This is a genomic window from Pseudomonas sp. 4CAES_32.4 (assembly GCF_058136335.1).
The window spans coordinates 4,023,297-4,042,880 of the sequence record NZ_CM176882.1 but is presented as its reverse complement, the minus strand read 5'-3'; the positions used below and the strand labels follow the sequence as shown (position 1 = coordinate 4,042,880).

Below are 19,584 nucleotides of genomic sequence, written 5' to 3'. Positions count from 1 at the left end.
GACTCAGCGGTAACACCTTTGCCCCTCACTGCGCGCTGCGCGCCTTGGCCACGCGTGAACCGCTCGGACGACCCAGCACCGCGCTGATCTGTTGACCCGCGGCAATCAAGGCGTCCAGGTCGATTCCAGTCTCGATACCGAGGCCGTTGAGCAGGTACACCACGTCTTCGGTCGCAACGTTACCGCTCGCACCTTTGGCGTATGGGCAGCCGCCGAGGCCCGCGATAGAGCTGTCGAACACCGAAATGCCTTCGAGCAGGCTGGCGTAGATATTGGCCATGGCCTGGCCGTATGTGTCGTGGAAATGCCCGGCGAGTTTTTCGCGCGGGACCCGCGCCGACACTACTTCAAACAAGCGGCGAGTCGCGCCAGCAGTGCCGGTGCCGATGGTGTCGCCCAGCGATACTTCATAGCAGCCCATCGCGTACAGCTCACGCGCAACCATCGCCACTTGCTCCGGCGCTACCGTGCCTTCGTACGGGCAACCGAGCACGCAGGACACGTAACCGCGAACGGTAACGCCGTGCTGTTGCGCCGCTTCCATGATCGGTGCAAACCGCGCCAGGCTTTCGCTGATCGAACAGTTGATGTTGCGCTGCGAGAACGCTTCGGACGCCGCGGCGAACACCGCGACTTCTTTGACCCCGGCGGCGATGGCGTCTTCGAACCCGCGCAGGTTCGGTGCCAGTGCGCCGTAGGTCACGCCGGGCTTGCGCTGGATCTGCGCGAACACCTCGGCGGAACCGGCCATCTGCGGCACCCATTTGGGCGAGACGAAACTGCCGACTTCGATATAGCCAAGGCCAGCGGCGCTGAGGGCGTCGACCAGTTGCACTTTGTCGGCAACGCTGATCGGCTGGGCTTCGTTCTGCAGGCCATCGCGCGGGCCGACTTCGATCAGGCGTACTTGGGAGGGGAGGGACATGGGCTGACCTGTTCAATTTTCTGAGTGATATGAAGGGCCCTTGTGGGAGCGGGCTTGCCCGCGCTGGCGTCGGGTCAGTCAACATCAATGCTGGATGTTCCGGCCTCATCGCGGACAAGCCCGCTCCCACAGGGGAGGAGTCGTGTCGAATTACTGCGCTACTTGCTGGCTCTTGAGCGTCTGCTCCAGCGCCTGCACGCAGCGCTCTTCGGCGGTATCGAGCTCCAGCTTCATCTGTTCGATATCAAGCAACTGCTGCTCAAGTTGCTCGCGGCGTTCGCTGATTTTCGCCAGCATGCTGTTGAGCTGTTTGGTGTTACCGCTGGACGGGTCGTAGAGTTCGATCAGTTCGCGACATTCGGCCAGGGAGAAACCGATGCGTTTGCCGCGCAGGATCAGCTTCAGGCTGACCTTGTCGCGCGGCGAATAGATACGTTCCTGGCCACGGCGCTCAGGGCTGAGCAAGCCTTGCTCTTCATAAAAGCGGATCGCCCGGGTGGTGATGTCCAGCTCGCGGGCGAGGTCGGAAATGCTGTAGGTCTGGCTGCTCATGGAAGCGCTCGAAGAAAGGTCTTGGCGCTAAGCTAATGGCGAGTTGACGTTTACGTCAAGCAAGAAAAAGATCGCAGCCTGCGGCAGCTCCTACACCAATCTATGTAGGAGCTGCCGCAGGCTGCGATCTATTGATCTTTCCTCAAACCACCTGCTTATCGAGCTTCTTCTCCTGCGCCGTTACCTGCTGGCACAACTCGATCATCTGCTCACGCATCCAGCGATTCGCCGGGTCCTGGTCGGTGCTTTCGTGCCAGTACAGGTGCGTCTCCACCGGTGGCACATCATTCACCGGCAAATTAAACGCCTGCAACTCATGCCGACGGGCAAAGCGCTCCGGCACGGTCATGACCATATCGGTCTGCTGCATCACCTGCGATGCCATCAGATAGTGCTGCGATCGCAGGGCGATCTTGCGCTGAATGCCCATTTTGCCCAGGGCCAAATCGACGTAGCCCAGACCACTGCGGCGGCTGGAAATGTGGATGTGGGTCAGCGACAGATAATCATCGAGCGAGAGTTTTTCCTTGCCCGCCATCGGATGGCCCTTGCGCATCGCGCAGACGTAACGGTCTTCCATCAGCTTGACGTGACGCACCTGCGGGTCGGTGTTGAGCGGCGCATCCACAGCAAAATCCAGACGCCCGGCGGCCAGTTCCTTGGTGGTCTCGCGGCGTTTTGACAGAAAGCTTTCGATGATCACCGTCGGCGCCAAGCGGCGCAGACGCTGGAACAGCGGCGGCAGAATCACCGCTTCGGTGAGGTCGGTCATGCTGATGCGGTAAGTCTTCACCGCTTGCGCCGGGTTGAATATGCGGCTTTCCTGAACCGACACGCGCAGCAGCGACAGCGCGTTACGCACCGGGCCGATGATGTTTTGTGCCATCGGCGTCGGCACCATGCCCTGAGCGGTACGCACGAACAACGGATCGTTGAAGGTTTCGCGCAACCGCGCGAGGGCGTTGGACACCGCTGGCTGAGTGATGCCGACAATCTGCCCGGCGCGGGTCAGGTTGGCTTCGGTGTAGATCGCGTCGAAGACGATGAAAAGGTTGAGGTCGACCTTACTCAGATTCATAACGCGGCTTCTCTTGTTATTTAGGGCGGTGTTTTAGGGGCTGGCAATCAGCCGATCATATATCGGTGATGAATGTTTATACACGCCGAGAATAGGCTAGGTAAATTATCAACGCTGTTCTAGCATCGATTGCATGACTGAAACAACCTCTGCCAAAGAACTGCCTTAACCATCGGGAGCTGCTCGTGGATTTCGCTTATTCGCCCAAGGTGCAAGAACTGCGTGAGCGCGTGACCGCGTTCATGGACACTTACGTTTACCCGGCCGAAGCCGTGTTCGAGCGTCAGGTTGCCGAAGGCGATCGCTGGCAGCCGACGGCGATCATGGAGGAGCTTAAAGCCAAGGCCAAAGCCGAAGGTTTGTGGAATCTGTTCTTGCCTGAGTCGGAGCTCGGTGCCGGCCTGACCAACCTTGAATACGCGCCATTGGCGGAAATCATGGGCCGTTCCTTGCTCGGGCCTGAGCCGTTCAACTGCTCGGCGCCGGACACCGGCAACATGGAAGTGCTGGTGCGCTACGCCAACGAAGAACAAAAACAGCGCTGGCTCGAACCGCTGTTGCGCGGCGAAATCCGCTCAGCATTCGCCATGACCGAACCGGATGTAGCTTCCTCAGACGCCACCAACATGGCTGCCCGCGCCGAGCGTGATGGCGACGAGTGGGTGATCAACGGCAAAAAATGGTGGACCTCCGGCGCTTGCGATCCGCGCTGCAAGATTCTGATCTTCATGGGCCTGAGCAATCCTGACGCACCGCGCCACGCCCAGCACTCAATGATCCTCGTACCGGTCGATACCCCTGGCGTGAAAATCGTTCGTCCGCTGCCGGTGTTCGGTTACGACGACGCGCCACACGGCCACGCCGAAGTGCTGTTCGACAACGTGCGTGTGCCGTACGAAAACGTACTGTTGGGTGAAGGACGAGGCTTTGAAATTGCGCAAGGTCGTCTTGGCCCAGGCCGGATTCACCACTGCATGCGTTCGGTTGGCATGGCTGAACGTGCGCTGGAATTGATGTGCAAACGTTCGGTGAGCCGCACTGCATTCGGCAAACCGCTGGCGCGTCTGGGCGGTAACGTCGACAAGATCGCCGACTCGCGGATGGAGATCGACATGGCCCGTCTGCTGACGCTGAAAGCGGCGTACATGATGGACACCGTCGGCAACAAAGTGGCGAAAAGCGAAATCGCACAGATCAAGGTAGTTGCGCCCAACGTCGCGCTGCGCGTGATCGACCGGGCGATCCAGATGCATGGCGGGGCAGGGGTGTCGAACGATTTCCCGCTGGCTTATATGTATGCGATGCAACGCACATTGCGCCTGGCCGATGGTCCGGACGAAGTGCACCGCGCGGCGATCGGCAAGTTCGAGATCGGCAAATATGTGCCGAAGGAAATGCTGCGTAGCGAGCGCTGATCCTAGACCGAGTTATCGTTCATCGCTGGCAAGCCAGCTCCCACAGGTTTTTTGGGTGCACATGAATTTTGTGTACGACTCGGACACTGTGGGAGCTGGCTTGCCAGCGATGACGTAAGCAGGCTCAACACATCAACATCAGGCTCAATACACCCAAACCTCAACCCGGCGATTCTTGATCCGCCCCTCATCCGCATTGTTCGCCGCCACTGGCATCAACGCGCCAAACCCGCGAACCTCGCGCAACACCACACCGTTCTTCACCAACTCCCGTCGCACCGCCATCGCCCGCAGCTTCGACAGCAGATCCGCACGTGCCGGGTCGTCTTTGGCGTCACCAAAACCCACCAGTGTCACCGCGCGCTCGCGCTTGTCATGCCTCTTTATATAGTCGAGCACCCGCGCCAGATCCTGACGCGCCTTGTTGTCCAGATTGGCGCTGCCTTCCTCGAAACGGAAGTTCACTGTCAGACGTTGGGCGTGACGGCTGAGGGATTGATATCCCTCGGGCATCAGCGCATTCGGCGCGACGGTCATGGCGTGCACGCTCTGGCTGACAAACCCGTTGGCCGCGACAATCGCCTGGCCCTGACGGCTCTGCGCAAATGTCACGAGTGCCTTGGCCCACGGGTTTGTGCTGTCGGGCGGCAGATAAAAGAACAGCCGCCGCGACAATGGATAATCTTCAGTGGCGATCAGGCTGGTGAGCGGCAGCATGGACAGCGAAGCCCCATCGGCAATGGCCACGGCTTTGGCCTGACGCACATACGGCAAGCCGATGAAGCCAATACCCTGCGGATCGCTGCTGACGGCGTCGGACAATTGCTCGCTGGACTCAAACCTTTTCGCAGCACTGCTCAGAGTTTTCCCACGATGAACGAGGACCAGTTCCTTAAACGTGTCGTAAGTGCCGGACTGATCATCCCGCGCATATAAATGAATCGCACCGCCGCGCCCGCCGAGGTCTTCCCAGGTTTTGACTTCGCCGGCGAAGATCCGCGCCAGTTGCTCGGTGTCCAGTTGCTGCAGCGGATTGTCGGGATGCAGGATGATCGCCAGACCATCGATGGCAATCACCTGTTCGGCGGCGGGACTCTTCAAATCGCCCAGCGCTTGCAGGCTGAGCAACTCGCTGTCCTTTATTTCGCGGGAAGAGGCAGCAAGATCAGCGCTGGCGTTTTTCAGCGCGGTAAAACCGGTGCTGGAACCGTGGGCGGCGACTTCGATGACCACGCGTTTGCCTTGCGCGGTCTGGCCGACAATGCGCTGTTCGTTGGCGGTGTCCGGGGTTTCGCGGTGGATTTTCAGCAGGCCTTGTTCCTGCAGTAAACCTTCCACCAGCGCCGGGCCGAGTTCGGCGCCGATGGTGTTGGAACCCTGAATGCGCAACGCCGGGCCGTCGTCCGGCACCGGCAAACCGGCGGCAGACGCCGTCAGCCACGCACTCAAGAGAAATACGCACAGAACACGCAGGGTCATGCCGGCACCGAATCAAGCCAAGGGGATTGCCGGGGAGATTAAGTCAGACGCATGACCAAAAGATGACAGCGATTCAATGTAGGAGTGAGCCTGCTCGCGATGGCGGTGTACCGGTCAACATTTATGTCGACTGATTCACCGCCATCGCGAGCAGGCTCACTCCTACAGGGATTGTTTAAGGCTTGAGATCAGGCCAGTTCAAGCCAGATCGGCGCATGGTCGGACGGTTTCTCCATCCCGCGCAATTCATAGTCCACACCGGCGGCCTTCACCCGTGGCAACAAACCATGTGACGCCAGAATCACATCAATGCGCAGGCCACGCTTTGGCTCATCTTCAAAGCCACGGCTGCGGTAGTCGAACCAGCTGAACATATCGGTCACGTCCGGGTTCAGGTGACGATAGCTGTCCGTCAGGCCCCAGTTCTTCAGGCGTGCCATCCACTCGCGCTCTTCCGGCAGAAAGCTGCATTTACCGGTTTTCAACCAGCGCTTCATGTTGTCCGGGCCGATGCCGATGTCGCAGTCTTCCGGGGAAATGTTCACATCGCCCATCACCACCAGCGGCTGTTCGTTGTGGAACTGGCTTTCCAGCAACGCTTGCAGATCGCTGTAGAAACGCTGCTTGGCCGGGAATTTGGTCGGGTGGTCGCGGCTTTCGCCCTGAGGGAAGTAGCCGTTCATGATCGTCACCGGCACGCCATTGGCGTCGGCGAAGGTGCCCCAGATAAAGCGCCGCTGGGCGTCTTCTTCATCGGTGGCGAAACCTTTGTGAATGGCGATGGGTTCCTGACGCGAGAGCATGGCCACGCCGTAATGACCTTTCTGGCCATGGAAGTAAACGTGATAGCCGAGGGCGCGGACCTCTTCGAGCGGGAACTGGTCGTCGTGGACTTTGGTTTCCTGCAGGCCGATCACGTCGGGCTGGTGTTTTTCGATCAGCGCTGCCAGCTGATGCGGACGGGCGCGCAGTCCGTTGATGTTGAAGGAAACGATCTTCATGGTTGGCAGTCCTGGCAAAAGGGCGATGCTAGCTGACATGGGGGAGATGGGCCAGTGTGGGAGAAATCATTTTGGTCTGTGGGATTTGTGTAGCCCCGACGGGCCCTATCGCTGGCAAGCCAGCTCCCACAGGTTTCAGTGGTGTACACGAATGTTGTGCACGACACGGACACTGTGGGAGCTGGCTTGCCAGCGATAGGGCGCGCCTGGTCGATGAAGATCCCGAGTTGGTCTATACCTGTGGGGAACCACGCCACCCGCAAAAGGTTCGTACCAACAAGAGCGCCGCCATTTGAACGCGCCCCGGGGAGAATCACCGTCATGCCTGAAACCCAGACCGCCATCGCCGACATTCATATGCTCGACCGCGGCTACTCGCGCGAAGCCCGCTCGCTGCTGTATCAGGCCTATCGCCATGAGCCGACTTTTGGCTACCTGTTCGAAGCCGAGCGCCCCGGCTATGAGCAGCGCGTGCGGGCGACGGTGCGGGAACTGGTCAAACAACACTTTTTGCAGGATCTGCCGGCCATCGGCCTGCTGGTCAACGATCGTTTGATCGGCATTGCCCTGATCGCGCCGCCGCAACGGCGTTTGGGCGTCACCGAAAGTTGGGCGTGGCGTTTGCGCATGGTGCTCAGCACCGGTTTCCGCTGCACCCGTCGCTATCTGGAATACCACGATGCGGTCGCCGCCTGCGTGCCCAGCGATTCGGTGCACATGTTGCCGCTGTTGGGGATTCATCCGCAGTTCCAGGGCAAGCATTTCGGCGAGCAACTGCTGACAGCCGTGCACAACTGGTGCGCAGTCGATGAAACCTCGCAAGGCGTGGTACTCGACACCGGTAATCCGCGTTATCTGGAATTCTATAAAAGGCAGGGTTACGAGGAGATCGGCGAGGTTGCCGTCGGGCCGGTGCGTGAACACGTATTTTTCCACGCCAACCCGCAGGTGTTACAAACTGCAACAGCATAACAATCGAACTTCTTGGGAAATTTCCTGTTCTATCACGCTCCCAAGCCCGTGATAGCATCCGCGCCTATGAAGTTTCCAGGAAGATTTACCAGTGGCGTGCTCCTGCTGTTAACCAGCTGCGCGGCGCTGGCGCAAAGTGAATTGGACGTACGGATCAAACCGTCCAACGATGAACTTAAAGCCAATATAGAAGGCTATATCGGCAGCCTCGGCGATCGCGACGAAGAAGCTTTGCTGCGCTTCAGTCGTGGCGCCGAAGAGCAGGCGCGCAAAGCTGCCCAGGCCTTGGGTTATTACCAGCCGCAGATCGAAAGTGACGTCAAGGGCGGCGACAAGCCGCGCCTGGTGTTGAAAATCGATCCCGGCGAGCCGATTCGCCTGCGCAACGTGACCATTCGCGTTGACGGCCCGGCGGCTTCCCTCAAATCCTTTCGAGTCCCGAAAAGCGACGTGCTCAAGTCCGGCGCGGTGCTCAACCATGGCCGTTACGAAGACGCCAAACGACTGATTCAGAATCAGGCTTCGCGCTTCGGCTTCTTCAGTGGCCATTTCACCAGCCAGAAACTCTTGGTCGACCCCCGCGCCGGGGTGGCCGACATTGAATTGATCTACGACAGCGGCCCGCGTTATGCGCTGGGCAAAGTCAGCTTCGAAGGCGACACACCGTTCGACGAAGACCTGCTGCAACGCATGGTGCCGTTCAAGGAAGGCGAGCCGTACGACTCCGAGCTGATCGCCGAACTCAATCGCGATCTGCAATCAAGCGGCTATTTCGAAGGCGTGCGTGTCGACGCGGCGCCGACTGCCGCGAAAAACGACGTAATCCCGGTGGACGTCAAACTCGACACGCGCAAGCCACGGACCATGGGCCTGGGCCTCGGTTACTCGACCGACGTCGGCCCACGGATCAAGGCCAACTGGACGCGCCACTGGGTCAACCCGCAGGGCGACAGTTATGGCTGGGAAGCCGAACTGTCGGCGCCACGGCAAAACGTCGGGCTGTTCTACGACATCCCGCTCGACCCGCCACTGACCGACAAGCTGCGCTGGGCCGGCGGTTATCAATTCGAAGACATCGACGGCTCCGACACGCTCAGCAAACTGCTGACCTTCGGCCCGGAATGGCACAGCAAGTTGCCGAGCGGCTGGCAGCGGGTGATCTCGCTGAAATGGCAGCGCGAGGAATACGAACTCGGCGACGACTCGGGCCTGAGTACTTTGCTGATGCCCGGCATCAGTTATTCGTACCTGAAAAGCGACAACCGCATCGACCCGCACAACGGCTATCGCTTGAGTTTCGAAAGCAAAGTCGCGAAGGAAGGCCTCGGTTCGGACAACAACCTTTTATATGGCACCGCGCTGGTCAAAGGCCTGACCACGGTGTTCGACAAGCACCGCTTCCTCGGTCGCGTGCAGGTCGGCGGCAGCGCCACCAACGGCTACAACTCGGTGCCGCCGTCGCTGCGCTTCTTCGCCGGTGGCGATCAGAGCGTGCGTGGCTACGACTACCAGAGCCTGTCGCCGAAAAACTCCGACGGCGACCGCATCGGAGGCCGCTACATGGTCGCCGGCAGCGTCGAGTATCAATACTCGATTGCCGAGAAATGGCGCGTGGCGACTTTCGTCGATCAGGGTAACTCCTTCAACAAGCTCGAACTGCCGAACCTCAAGACCGGGGTCGGTATTGGTGTGCGCTGGGTCTCGCCGGTCGGGCCGATCCGGCTCGACCTGGCCCACGCGCTCGACGACGATGGCGGCATCCGGCTGCACTTTTCCATGGGGCCTGAGCTGTGAAGCGTGGTTTGAAAATAACGGCACTGACGCTGCTGGCGCTGGTGTTGTTGATTGTGTTGAGCATCAGCGTCGTACTCGGCACGGCGGCTGGCAGCCGTTGGGTGCTGGGCCTCGTGCCGGGGCTGACAGTGGAGAATCTCCAGGGGCGCCTCGGCGGGCAATGGAGCGCCGATCATCTGCTGTGGCAGCAGGACAGCAGTCGCGTCGAGCTGAACAAGGCGATCTTCGCCTGGTCGCCGCTGTGCCTGACGCGCATGACCCTGTGCATCGAACAGCTCAAGGCTGATCAAGTCATTCTGCAATTCCCGCCGAGTGAAGAAACCACCGAGAGTGGCCCGATCAAACTGCCGGATCTGCAATTGCCGGTGGCGATCGAATTGGGCGACGTGCAGGTCGGCAGCCTGTTGTTAAACGGCAGCGAGCAACTCAAGGGCTTGCAACTGGCGGCGCACTGGACCGCCCAGGGCATGCAGATCGACAGCGTGAAATTGCAGCGCGACGACCTCAGCCTGAACCTGTCCGGCACCCTCGCGCCGACCGGCAACTGGCCGCTGAATATGGCCGGTAATCTGACGTTGCCATCGCCGGGCACCGATCCGTGGACGCTGGCGTTGAAGGTCGACGGTGATCTGTTGAAAACCCTCAACCTGCACGCCGACAGCCGGGGTTACCTCGACGGCCAGTTGAGCGGCGAACTGCAACCGCTGGCGGAAAACCTCCCGGCCAAGGTGCGCATCACTGCCGAGGCATTCAAGCCGAGCGCCGATCTGCCGGACACCCTGCAACTCAATCAACTGGTGCTGACCGGTGAAGGCGATCTGAAAAACGGTTATCAGCTCAACGGCAATGCCACGCTGCCCGCCGACAAAGGCCCGGTGGCGCTTTTGCTCAAAGGCAAAGTCGACGCCAGCGGCGCGCAGATCGCTGGCCTCGATCTGACCGCCAACGACAAACAAAGCCTGAAACTCACTGGCAGTGTCGACTGGAGCAAAGGCCTCACGGCGCAAGCCAACATCAATTGGCAGGACTTTCCGTGGCATCGTCTCTATAACGAAATCGACGAACCACAGGTCGCCTTGCGCACCTTCACTGGCGAAGTCTCCTACACCGACGGTCAATACCTCGGTAACTTCGACGCCGCACTGGATGGTCCGGCCGGGGCGTTTACCCTGAGCAGTCCGTTCAGCGGCAGCCTTAAACAGATCGCGTTGCCGCAACTGAAAATGCAAGCCGGGCAGGGCAAGGCTGAAGGTCACGTCAACGTACAGTTCGCCGACGGCATCGCCTGGGACACCGCCCTGGATCTGTCGGCGCTGAACCCGGCGTACTGGGTCGCCGAATTGCCGGGCACGTTGGCCGGACCGCTGAAAAGCCAAGGCGAAATGAAAAACGACCGCCTGAGCCTGACCGCCGATCTCGACCTCAAAGGCAAACTGCGCGGTCAACCGGCGATCCTGCAAGCCAAGGCTGACGGCGCTGGCGAGCAATGGAACCTGAATGCCCTGCAAATCCGCCTCGGCGACAACAGCATCAGCGGCAAGGGCAGTCTGCAACAGAAACTCACCGGGCAGATCGACATCAAGTTGTCGCGACTGGCTCAGCTCTGGCCGCAACTGCGCGGGCAGGTCAACGGTCAGGTCAACGTCGCCGGCACGTTGAAAGCGCCTCAGGGCAAGCTCGATCTGCAAGGTTCGCAACTGGCGTTCCAGGACAATCGCCTGCAGAGCCTCAATCTCGACGCCACGCTCGACAGTGCGCAACGGGCGAAAATCGATCTGAAGGGCAGCGGCATTCAGGCCGGCGACACCTCGCTGGGCATGCTGACCGCCAGCGCTCAGGGTGATATCAAAAGCCAGAAACTCAACCTGGACCTGATCGGCCCGCAGTTGAAACTCGCCCTGGGTCTGGACGGCAATCTGGACAAGGGCAACTGGCGCGGGCGCTTGGCCAGCGGCGATATTCAGGCCGGTGGCCAAGACTGGAAGCTGCAAAATCCGGCCAAACTCGAACGTCTGGCGGACGGCAAAATCAACTTCGGCGCGCATTGCTGGATGTCCGGCAGCGCCAGCCTGTGCGGTGAAGATCAACGGCTGATGCCGGAGCCGAAACTGCGCTACCACCTCAAGCAGTTCCCGATTGAAAGCCTGGCGCAATGGCTGCCGAAAGATTTCGCCTGGAAAGGCAAGCTCAACGCCGATCTGCAATTGGATCTGCCGGCCAGCGGCCCCAATGGCGTGGTCAGTGTCGACGCCAGCGGTGGCACTTTGCGCATGAAGGACAAGGATCAGTGGCTGGACTTCCCGTACCAGACACTCAAGCTGACCAGCAAACTGACGCCGAAGCGCGTCGACACCGAACTCAATTTCGTCGGTGGCAAACTCGGCGAATTGATGGTGCAGGCGCAGCTCAATCCGCTGCCAAAAAACAAACCGCTGAGCGGCTCGTTCCGTCTCAGCGGACTGGACCTGTCAGTGGCGCGGCCGTTTGTGCCGATGGTCGAGAAACTCACCGGGCGCCTGAACGGCAGCGGCACGATCTCCGGGGGGTTACTGGCACCGCTGGTCAACGGCACCGTGCAACTCAGCGACGGCGAAGTGTCCGGCGCCGAGTTGCCGATGGAACTGCAGAATCTGCAACTCACCGCCGTGATTGCCGGCGAATCGGTACGCCTCGACGGCGGCTGGAAAAGCGGCAAGAGCGGGCAGGGCAGTCTGAACGGCAACGTCGCTTGGGGTCAGGCGCTGTCGGTTGATCTGGCGTTGAAGGGCACGCAATTGCCGGTCACCGTGGAACCGTACGCAAAACTCGAAGTGGCGCCGGATCTGAAAATTTCCATGGCCGGCGATGAGCTGAAAGTCGCCGGTAAAGTGCTGGTGCCTAAAGGCGAGATCACCGTGCGTGAACTGCCGCCATCGACGGTGAAAGTCTCTGACGACACGATCATCGTCGGCGCGCAGACCGAAGAGGGCAAACCGCCGATGGCGATGAAAATGGACATCGACGTGGTGGTCGGCGACGACAAACTGGCCTTCGCCGGTTTCGGTCTGACTGCCAACGTGCAAGGTCATGTGCACATTGGGGACAACATGGACACCCGTGGCGAGCTGTGGCTCAACGATGGCCGCTACAGTGCCTACGGCCAGCGCCTGCAAGTGCGGCGTGCGCGTCTGCTGTTTGCCGGGCCGATCGATCAGCCGTATCTGGACATCGAAGCGATTCGCCAGACCGACGACGTGATCGCCGGTATTCGCCTGAGCGGCAGCGCCGAGCAGCCGACCACGCAGATCTTCTCCGAACCGGCGATGAGCCAGGAGCAGGCCTTGTCCTATCTGGTGCTGGGCCGTCCGCTGAGTACCAGCGGCGAAGACAACAACATGCTCGCGCAAGCGGCGTTGGGTCTGGGTTTGATGGGCAGTTCCGGGGTCACCAGCGGTCTGGCCAAGGATCTCGGCATTCAGGACTTCCAGCTCGACACCGCAGGCAGCGGCGATGCCACCAGTGTGGTGGCCAGCGGCAATATTACCGAGAAGCTCAGTTTGCGTTATGGCGTTGGCGTGTTTGAACCAGCCAGCACCATTGCGCTGCGCTACAAGCTGAGCAAGAAGGTGTACGTCGAGGCCGCCAGTGGTGTGGCCAGTTCGCTGGATATCTTCTACAAACGCGATTTCTAGAGCGCGCTTCCTCCTAAACCGAGTCGCTTCAATCGCGAGCAGGCTCACTCCTACATTTGGAATGCGTTCCCTTGTAGGAGTGAGCCTGCTCGCGATGGCGTCCGCCTGTGCGCCACAAAAACCCACTCCACTGGTCAACTAATTACCAAGCAACCTAACTATTCCGTTGACATTCGCTGCCTAGGCAGTAACATCTCGACATACATTCACTGCCTAGGCAGTTATTAGGTGAGCACATGAAGCATTTCACCCCGGACGAATTCAAACATTGCCATCTCGGCCTGTTGCTTGGCCGTGCTGCGCTGCTCAAGGACCGGATTATCGACACCCACATGGAACCCCACGGCATCACTGCCGCGCAGTTCAAGGTGTTGATCATCATGGCCCAGTACGGCGTCGATACCCCGGCCGAACTGTGCCGGCATCTGTCGCTCGACAGCGGTTCGATGACGCGCATGCTTGATCGTCTGGAACAGAAAGGTTTTCTGGCTCGCCAACGCAGCGAAGGCGATCGCCGTCAGGTGCAACTGAAACTGACCGAGCAAGGCCAGCAACTGGCCGATCGCCTGCCGCACATCGGCGCCGATGCAATGAATGAACTGGCCGGCGCCGTCACTTCGGACGAGTTGAAGACCCTGGAATACATCCTCAAGAAAATTCTGCTGGCAGCCGGTGACCCGATCACGATCCAGCGGTTAGGTGAGCACAATGAACGCTAAAACCTTGCGCAGCAGCCTGACACTGGTGCTGTCGGCGATGATCCTGGCCGGTTGCGCCAATTACAGCGGCCTCGATACGTCGGGCCAAAGCCTCGATGCGAAAAGCCTGAAGGCCGGTCAATCCCTCAATGGCGTGACCCTGTCGCCGGCCGCTTGGCCGAAAAGCGATTGGTGGACCAGCCTCGGCGATCCGCAACTCGATGGCTTGATCCGCGAAGCGTTGCACGACAGCCCGGACATGCAGATCGCTGAAGCCCGCGCCCATCAGGCCAGCGCCGCCGCGTATGCCGCCGATGCCGCGCGCTATCCGACCCTCGACGCCAGCGCCGGCATCAGCCGTTCGCGCCTGGCCAAGGATCAGGACCCGCTGGGGCAGGGCGATGCCTACGCCACCGTGCGTAACGTCAGTGCCGGTTTCAATTACAACTTCGACCTGTGGGGCGGCCAGCGTGACGCGTGGGAAGCTGCACTCGGTCAGGCCCGCGCCGCTGAAGTCGACCGTCAGGCGGCACAGCTGACCCTCGCCGCCGACGTCGCCCGTGCCTACAGCGATCTCGGTCAGGCGCACATCGTTTACGACCTGGCTAACGACGACCTCAAGCGCACCAAGCAAATGCTCGACTTGAGCCAGCGTCGCCTGAGTTCCGGGATCGACAGCCAGTACCAGTTCCAGCAAACGCAAAGCCTGGAAGCCAGTTCCGAAGCCAGCCTGATCGACGCGGAAAAACGTCTGAACAGCGCCAAAATTGCCTTGGCCGTGCTGCTTGGCAAAGGCCCGGATCGCGGCAATGAAATCGCCCGTCCGAAAGTCCTGCAAGCCAGCGCCGTGGCCGTGCCGTCGGTGCTGCCCGCTGAACTGCTCGGTCGGCGCCCAGATCTGGTCGCTGCGCGCTGGCGCGTCGAAGCTGCAAGCAAAGACATTGATTCGGCGAAAACCCAGTTCTATCCGAACTTGAACCTGTCGGCTTCCGCCGGTGCCGAATCCTTGTTGGGTGACGCGATGTTCGGTTCGGCCAGTCGCTTCTTCAACATTGCCCCGACCATTTCGGTGCCGATCTTCGACGGCGGACGCCTGCGCGCCAACCTCGATGCCCGCGACGCCGACTACGATCTGGCGGTGGCGCAGTACAACAAAAGCCTGGTGAAAGCACTGGGCGATGTCAGCGACACGATCAACCAGTTGCGTGACATCGGCCGGCAGATCGGTGCGCAGCAACACGCCACCGAGATTGCTCAGGACTCCTACAACACCGTCGTCCAGCGTTACGGTTCCGGCATCGGCAACTACCTGGACGTGCTCAGCATCGAGCAGCAATTGCTTCAGGCCCAGCGTCAGTTGGCCAACCTCAATGCCGAGCAGATCGACCTGTCGATTCAACTGATGCAAGCGCTGGGCGGCGGCTTTCAGGGGCAGACCCTGACCGCAGCCAACGCCACCCCAGCCACGCCGCACAACTAATTCAGGTATTTGTCATGGCCACTGCCGAAAACACTCAAGCTCAAGACAACACGCCCGACAACGGCAACCCGCGCAAACGCAAAGTGATGCTGTTGGTGCTGGCCGTTGTCGTCCTGCTCGCCGGCGCCGGCGTCTGGGCGTATCACGAATTCATCGGACGCTTTAACGAAAGCACCGACGACGCCTACGTCAACGGTAACGTCGTGGAAATTACGCCGCTGGTGACCGGCACCGTGGTCAGCATCGGTGCTGACGACGGTGATCTGGTTCACGAAGGCCAGGTGCTGATCAACTTCGACCCGAACGACGCCGCAGTCGGTCTGCAAAGTGCGCAGGCGAAACTGGCGCGCACCGTGCGTCAGGTACGCGGCTTGTACAGCAACGTTGACGGCATGAAAGCCCAGGTCAACGCGCAACAGGCCGAGGTACAGAAAGCCCAGGACAACTACAACCGGCGGAAAAACCTGGCGCAGGGCGGCGCGATTTCCCAGGAAGAACTGTCCCACGCTCGCGACGACCTGACCTCGGCGCAAAACGCCTTGGCCAACGCCAAGCAGCAACTGAAAACCACCAGCGCGCTGGTTGATGACACCGTGGTGTCGTCGCACCCGGACGTAATGTCCGCCGCTGCCGACCTGCGTCAGGCTTATCTGACCAATGCGCGCAGCACTTTGATTGCGCCGGTGACTGGTTATGTCGCCAAGCGCACTGTGCAACTCGGTCAGCGTGTGCAGCCGGGCACTGCGCTGATGGCAGTGATTCCGCTGGATCAGCTGTGGATCGACGCCAACTTCAAGGAAACCCAACTGCGTGACATGCGCATCGGTCAGCCGGTCGATATCGAGTCCGACATCTACGGCAGCGACGTGAAATACAGCGGCACCGTCGACAGCCTCGGCGCCGGTACGGGTAGCGCGTTTGCTCTGCTGCCGGCGCAGAACGCCACCGGTAACTGGATCAAGATCGTTCAGCGTGTGCCGGTGCGCATTCACATCAACGCCGAGGAACTGGCCAAGCATCCGCTGCGTGTCGGCCTGTCGACCAATGTTGAAGTGAACCTGCACGACCAGAGCGGCCCGGTATTGGCGCAGCAGCCACCGCAAAAGGCCTCGTTCAGCACCAACGTCTACGACCGCCAACTGGCCGAAGCCGACGCGATGATTGCGCAGCTGATCCACGACAACAGCGCTGCGGTGAGCAAAACCGCGCAACGCTGAATCTTTCCCCTGTGGGAGCGAGCCTGCTCGCGAAAGCGGTGTGTCATTCAGCATTTATTTGTCTGAAAGGTCGCCTTCGCGAGCAGGCTCGCTCCCACAGAGAGTCCGGCGCTAATCAGGTTTCATAGGATTCACAATGAGCAATAACGCCTCTTTCACGCCGCCCAGCCTGTTGCTCAGCACCATCGGCCTGTCGCTGGCGACGTTCATGCAAGTGCTCGACACCACCATCGCCAACGTGGCGCTGCCGACGATTTCCGGCAACCTCGGGGTGAGTTCGGAGCAGGGCACCTGGGTGATCACTTCGTTCGCCGTGAGCAACGCGATTGCGCTGCCGCTGACCGGTTGGCTCAGCCGCCGTTTCGGCGAGGTGAAGCTGTTTTTGTGGGCCACGATTCTGTTCGTGCTGGCCTCGTTTCTCTGCGGTATCTCGACGTCGATGCCGGAACTGATCGGCTTCCGCGTGTTGCAAGGTCTGGTCGCCGGGCCGTTGTACCCGATGACGCAAACCCTGTTGATTGCGGTGTATCCCCCCGCCAAGCGAGGCATGGCCCTCGCGTTACTGGCGATGGTCACGGTGGTCGCGCCGATTGCCGGACCGATTCTCGGCGGTTGGATTACTGACAGTTACAGTTGGCCGTGGATCTTCTTCATCAACGTGCCGATCGGTATCTTTGCGGTGATGGTCGTGCGTTCGCAATTGGCCAAGCGTCCGGTGGTAACCAGCCGTCAGCCGATGGATTACGTTGGTCTGATCACGCTGATCATTGGCGTCGGCGCCTTGCAGGTGATCCTCGACAAGGGCAATGACCTCGACTGGTTCGAATCGAACTTCATCATCATTGGCGCGGCGATTTCGGTGATCGCGCTGGCGGTGTTCGTGATCTGGGAAATGACCGACCGCCATCCGGTGGTCAATCTGCGCCTGTTCGCCTACCGCAACTTCCGCATCGGTACGCTGGTGCTGGTGTTGGGCTATGCGGGGTTCTTCGGCATCAACCTGATCCTGCCGCAGTGGTTGCAGACGCAAATGGGCTACACCGCGACCTGGGCCGGTCTGGCCGTGGCGCCGATCGGTATTCTGCCGGTGCTGCTGTCGCCGTTTGTCGGCAAGTACGCGCACAAGTTCGACTTGCGTTTACTGGCCGGGATCGCGTTCCTGGCGATTGGCCTGAGCTGCTTCATGCGCGCCGAATTCACCAACGAAGTGGACTTCCAGCACATCGCACTGGTGCAGCTGTTCATGGGCATTGGTGTGGCGCTGTTCTTCATGCCGACCCTGAGCATCCTGATGTCGGACTTGCCGCCGAGCCAGATCGCCGATGGCGCGGGCCTGGCGACGTTCCTGCGGACGTTGGGCGGTAGCTTTGCGGCGTCGCTGACCACGTGGATCTGGATCCGCCGGGCCGATCAGCATCATGCGTACATGAGTGAGAGCATCAGCACCTTCGAACCGGCGACGCGCGAGACCTTGAATCATTTGGGCGGGGCGAGCCAATCGGCTTATGCGCAGATGGATCAGATCCTGACGAGCCAGGCGTACATGCTCTCCACCGTGGATTACTTCACGCTGCTGGGCTGGGGCTTTATGGGGTTGATTCTGATTGTGTGGCTGGCGAAGCCACCGTTTGCTGCCAAGGCAGGGCCGGCTGCGTCCGGGCATTGAGGCAACACATAACCTGTGGGAGCGGGCTTGCCCGCGATGGCGGATTTTCAGTCAACAGAGATGTTGAATGTGATGACCTCATCGCGGGCAAGCCCGCTCCCGCAGGGGTAGCAGTGATCGTTAGAGGGTCGGGGCGGGCAGGGCTGGTGGCGGGGCGAAGTCGAACGGCGCCAAGGCATACCCGCTCTCGTCCACTTGCAACGCCCAACCCTGACGATCCCAATCCCCCAGCACAATGCGCTTCGCCGCTTGTTCACCAATCTGCAACTTGTGGATCGCCGGGCGATGGGTGTGCCCGTGAATCAGGGTTTTCACGCCATATTCCTGCATGATCCGCGGAATCTCCTCGGGCGTGACATCGACAATGTCATTGGCCTTCATCCGCGTCTGCGCCTTGCTCTCGCTGCGCAGTTTGCGCGCCAGTTTATGGCGGCTGCTCAGCGGTAAGTTACGCAGGATAAACAGGGTGATCGGGTTGCGCAGATAGCGCCGCAGCTTCATGTAGCCAACGTCGCGGGTGCAGAGGCTGTCGCCGTGCATCAACAGCACCGGCTCGCCGTAAAACTGCACGACACTCGGGTCCTTCAACAACGTACAGCCGGCTTGCTTGCAGAAGGCCTTGCCGAGCATGAAGTCGCGATTGCCGTGCATCAGAAAAATCGCCGTACCGCTGTCGCTCAAATCGCGCAGGGCCTGGCAGATGGAACGCTGGAAGGGCGTCATGGCGTCGTCGCCAATCCACGCCTCGAAGAAGTCGCCGAGAATGTACAACGCACTCGCCGAGCGGGCGCGTCCGGCGAGCAAATCCAGAAACGCCCGGGTAATGTCCGGGCGCTCCTCTTCCAGATGCAAGTCTGAAATCAGCAATATCACGCTTCGATGATCTCGGCTTTCTCGATGATCACGTCGTCTGCTGGTACGTCTTGATGGCCGGCCTTGGAAGTGGTCGAAACACCTTTGATCTTGTCGACAACGTCAGTGCCGGCAGTCACTTTACCGAATACTGCGTAGCCCCAGCCTTGAACGTTCTTGCCGCTGTGGTTCAGGAAGGTGTTGTCGGCAACGTTGATGAAGAACTGCGCGGAAGCCGAATGCGGCTCCATGGTGCGGGCCATGGCAACGGTGTACTTCTCGTTGGAAAGACCGTTGTCAGCTTCGTTCTGGATGCTTGGACGCTTGTCTTTCTTTTCCTTCATGCCTGGCTCGAAACCGCCGCCCTGGATCATGAAGTTGCCGATGACACGGTGGAAAACGGTGTTTTCGTAGTGACCGGCTTTGACGTATTCGATGAAGTTGGCGACGGTGATCGGCGCCTTTTCAGCGTTCAGTTCGATGACGATGTCGCCATGATTGGTGGTCAGTTTGACTTGAGTCATGATCAGTGCTCTTTTTCAATGAAGCGTTTTATAAGGAATTCGTGGCTCTGGGACATTCAGCCCCACAACCGGTTCAGCCTGCATCGGCCAAGGTGCGCAGTTTAGCGTGACAGGCGCGAATTTCGAGGCTGTTTTTCAATTCCCGGCGATTAAATGCGCTCCTTTATAGGCCGTACTCTGTCAGCCCCTTGACAGCATCGGCTATGATAGCGGCTTTGTTTTGTCTGGCCCCTCTGCGGCCGCGCACCTGTAAGTCAAGG

Annotated in this window: 15 protein-coding genes; 8 read left to right on the top strand and 7 right to left on the bottom strand. The window is 60.1% G+C overall.

Annotation, left to right across the window (positions count from 1 at the left end; genetic code table 11):
• Positions 1–25: 25 nt before the first annotated feature.
• From AC3Y64_RS18150 to AC3Y64_RS18140, 3 genes are all read right to left on the bottom strand, one after another.
• Positions 26–925 carry a hydroxymethylglutaryl-CoA lyase gene (locus tag AC3Y64_RS18150; protein WP_489984742.1) on the bottom strand — a complete coding sequence of 300 codons (900 nt, stop codon included), beginning with the start codon at positions 923–925 and terminating at the stop codon, positions 26–28.
• A 150-nt stretch (positions 926–1,075) separates the two neighbouring features.
• A complete protein-coding gene (locus tag AC3Y64_RS18145; protein WP_007951507.1) occupies positions 1,076–1,477 on the bottom strand; it encodes a MerR family transcriptional regulator in 402 nt (133 codons plus the stop codon).
• Between the two features lie 142 nt (positions 1,478–1,619).
• Positions 1,620–2,555: a LysR family transcriptional regulator gene (locus tag AC3Y64_RS18140; RefSeq protein WP_007917233.1), complete on the bottom strand. Its 936-nt coding sequence runs from the start codon at positions 2,553–2,555 to the stop codon at positions 1,620–1,622.
• Between the two features lie 185 nt (positions 2,556–2,740).
• Here AC3Y64_RS18140 and AC3Y64_RS18135 point away from each other — a divergent pair, with 185 nt between their 5' ends.
• Positions 2,741–3,970 carry an acyl-CoA dehydrogenase gene (locus AC3Y64_RS18135; RefSeq protein WP_489984741.1) on the top strand — a complete coding sequence of 410 codons (1,230 nt, stop codon included), beginning with the start codon at positions 2,741–2,743 and terminating at the stop codon, positions 3,968–3,970.
• A 144-nt stretch (positions 3,971–4,114) separates the two neighbouring features.
• Here the strand turns inward: AC3Y64_RS18135 and AC3Y64_RS18130 are convergent, their stop codons facing one another.
• A complete protein-coding gene (locus AC3Y64_RS18130) occupies positions 4,115–5,449 on the bottom strand; it encodes a substrate-binding domain-containing protein (RefSeq protein WP_489984740.1) in 1,335 nt (444 codons plus the stop codon).
• Between the two features lie 188 nt (positions 5,450–5,637).
• Positions 5,638–6,450, bottom strand: coding sequence for an exodeoxyribonuclease III (gene xthA / locus AC3Y64_RS18125; protein ID WP_122607816.1), 813 nt, complete (start codon positions 6,448–6,450; stop codon positions 5,638–5,640).
• Positions 6,451–6,771: 321 nt separating this feature from the next.
• Between xthA and AC3Y64_RS18120 the strand changes: the two genes are divergently transcribed.
• The 7 genes from AC3Y64_RS18120 (at position 6,772) to AC3Y64_RS18090 (ending at position 17,948) form a co-directional block, all read left to right on the top strand.
• The gene (locus AC3Y64_RS18120; RefSeq protein WP_158954137.1) at positions 6,772–7,422 is read left to right on the top strand and encodes a GNAT family N-acetyltransferase; all 651 of its coding nucleotides are present in this window, start codon (positions 6,772–6,774) and stop codon (positions 7,420–7,422) included.
• Positions 7,423–7,488: 66 nt separating this feature from the next.
• A complete protein-coding gene (locus AC3Y64_RS18115) occupies positions 7,489–9,216 on the top strand; it encodes an autotransporter assembly complex protein TamA (protein ID WP_489984739.1) in 1,728 nt (575 codons plus the stop codon).
• Positions 9,213–12,887 (top strand): translocation/assembly module TamB domain-containing protein, encoded by a 3,675-nt coding sequence (locus tag AC3Y64_RS18110; protein WP_489984738.1) that lies wholly within the window; start codon positions 9,213–9,215, stop codon positions 12,885–12,887. The genes AC3Y64_RS18115 and AC3Y64_RS18110 overlap by 4 nt, the downstream gene beginning before the upstream one ends.
• Positions 12,888–13,123: 236 nt before the next feature.
• Positions 13,124–13,606: a MarR family winged helix-turn-helix transcriptional regulator gene (locus AC3Y64_RS18105; RefSeq protein ID WP_489984737.1), complete on the top strand. Its 483-nt coding sequence runs from the start codon at positions 13,124–13,126 to the stop codon at positions 13,604–13,606.
• On the top strand, positions 13,596–15,065 hold the full coding sequence (locus AC3Y64_RS18100) for an efflux transporter outer membrane subunit (protein ID WP_489984736.1): 1,470 nt from the start codon (positions 13,596–13,598) through the stop codon (positions 15,063–15,065). The genes AC3Y64_RS18105 and AC3Y64_RS18100 overlap by 11 nt, the downstream gene beginning before the upstream one ends.
• A 14-nt stretch (positions 15,066–15,079) precedes the next feature.
• Entirely contained in the window at positions 15,080–16,282 is a 1,203-nt protein-coding gene (locus AC3Y64_RS18095; RefSeq protein ID WP_489984735.1) for an EmrA/EmrK family multidrug efflux transporter periplasmic adaptor subunit, read from the top strand.
• 136 nt (positions 16,283–16,418) lie between these two features.
• Positions 16,419–17,948 (top strand): DHA2 family efflux MFS transporter permease subunit, encoded by a 1,530-nt coding sequence (locus tag AC3Y64_RS18090; RefSeq protein ID WP_489984734.1) that lies wholly within the window; start codon positions 16,419–16,421, stop codon positions 17,946–17,948.
• A gap of 120 nt (positions 17,949–18,068) precedes the next feature.
• On the opposite strand, the gene lpxH is transcribed toward AC3Y64_RS18090, so the two are convergent.
• The gene (gene lpxH / locus AC3Y64_RS18085) at positions 18,069–18,821 is read right to left on the bottom strand and encodes a UDP-2,3-diacylglucosamine diphosphatase (protein WP_489984733.1); all 753 of its coding nucleotides are present in this window, start codon (positions 18,819–18,821) and stop codon (positions 18,069–18,071) included.
• Entirely contained in the window at positions 18,818–19,324 is a 507-nt protein-coding gene (locus AC3Y64_RS18080) for a peptidylprolyl isomerase (protein WP_150652315.1), read from the bottom strand. Before AC3Y64_RS18080 ends, lpxH begins: the two co-directional genes overlap by 4 nt.
• Between the last annotated feature and the right edge of the window lie 260 nt (positions 19,325–19,584).